Raw genomic sequence first — 1,484 nt, 5'->3', positions numbered from 1 at the left:
CTTCTGCGCCTAAAGATACGCGCTCTCTCGCAGCGTGGCGACTACCAAATTGTATTCCAGAGCCATACGCAGCATTTTCAACGCTGCGACCAACCAATGGTCCTGCGGATAGCCCAGTGCCCCCAAGAATAGAGCTTATCCAAAACCCTTCTGTCGGCGAGTGTGGTCGATGCCATCAGGCAACAACTTACCCTCCACTAAGCAAATTTGACCAAAAAGAACTTAACTGACTCTAAAGGCATATAGCTTAGTTCCAATGTTTTTTCACACCTAACACGAACAATATCAAATGGAGGTGCCAACGAAATATCACAGCCGTTTTTAGCAGCAAAGCAAACGAAAACTAGAGCATCTTTGGTGCTGTTGGGCTTACAAGCGATATAATGGGTTGGAGCACTCCCTTTTTTCTTATATCTAGCGTTGGGATCAACGTCATAGCCGTATGCAGGTAAAATCACGTCATCAAGAAGCTGATGCTCGACCAAGAGTTCCCAGTTTGCTTGGATCCAATAGTCAATAAAGTAAGGATCATCATCCCAATCATGGTCGTTCATAATTAGAGCCAGTTGTGGCCAAGAGGCTAAAAGAAATTTTTGAAAGAGTAATATTAGACTTTCTATCGGCATAGCTACTCCTTAAATGGCAACTTCTTTTTGGATAGTGACCCTTTGTAGGGCCTCAATCTATTTACATCTATATGGTTGGGTTCACGGTGACTCCCCCATTCCTTTCGATCTATATGGTAGGATCGTTTATTCCTTGGGTTTACGTATGCGCCATTCCCATTGAATGCATCCCCGCTAGTGTCGAAACCTTTTTTCTTAAACATAGTATCAATTTGCTCTGCGGTCTTATTTTTAAACGGATTTCCAAGTCCTTTTGGATTATTTCTTAAATTTTTCGCAAGATTTTTTGCAACAGATCCACCCGGTACAATAGTTGGAAGAAAGTTCAACATATCTTCAGGCGAGACGCACTGATCACCAAATATCATTTGACCAAGTTCGTGACCTGTTTGAAAGCCAAAATAGCCCGCTGAGAAACCAGAGGCCGCAGCGATAATAATTGGAATAAACTCCCCAGTTGGATCGGTATACCGTCCTGGGTTCTGGAGTGCATACCCGTACACACTGGCCCCATCGACCAGCCCGAGCGGGTCGGCCTGGATGTATCTTCCTGTTGTTGGGTCATACTCGCGCATCCAGTTTTGGTGCAGGCCTGACTCAGATTGGAACCATTGACCGGGGAAGCGCAGGTCGGAGGTGGCACCGGTTGAGACGTGTACGCCGCCGAAGGGGAGGTAGCTTGCTTCCCAGACCTTTACGCCGGAGGTGTCGGTGGCAAAGATCGGGCGGCCGATGTGATCAGTGCGGATGAGGAAGACTTCGTTTGTCGCGCCATCGACCATCGCCACGGGCACACCTTCCAGCCAGACGTATTCACGCAGCAAGGTTGTGGTGTTGGTGGCAGCATCAAAAGCATAC

At 47.2% G+C, this 1,484-nt stretch carries 2 protein-coding genes; both read right to left on the bottom strand.

The window, feature by feature from the left end:
• Nucleotides 1-197: 197 nt before the first annotated feature.
• Nucleotides 198-626: a hypothetical protein gene (locus ABMC88_RS18455; protein WP_349578359.1), complete on the bottom strand. Its 429-nt coding sequence runs from the start codon at nucleotides 624-626 to the stop codon at nucleotides 198-200.
• A 2-nt stretch (nucleotides 627-628) separates the two neighbouring features.
• A partial coding sequence (locus tag ABMC88_RS18450) for an RHS repeat-associated core domain-containing protein (protein WP_349578358.1) occupies nucleotides 629-1,484 on the bottom strand: 856 nt, incomplete at its 5' end.

The organism is Sulfitobacter aquimarinus, from assembly GCF_040149565.1.
Classification (GTDB): domain Bacteria; phylum Pseudomonadota; class Alphaproteobacteria; order Rhodobacterales; family Rhodobacteraceae; genus Sulfitobacter; species Sulfitobacter aquimarinus.
The sequence above is the reverse complement of the archived record's forward strand: the minus strand, read 5'-3'. Positions and strand labels throughout refer to the sequence as shown.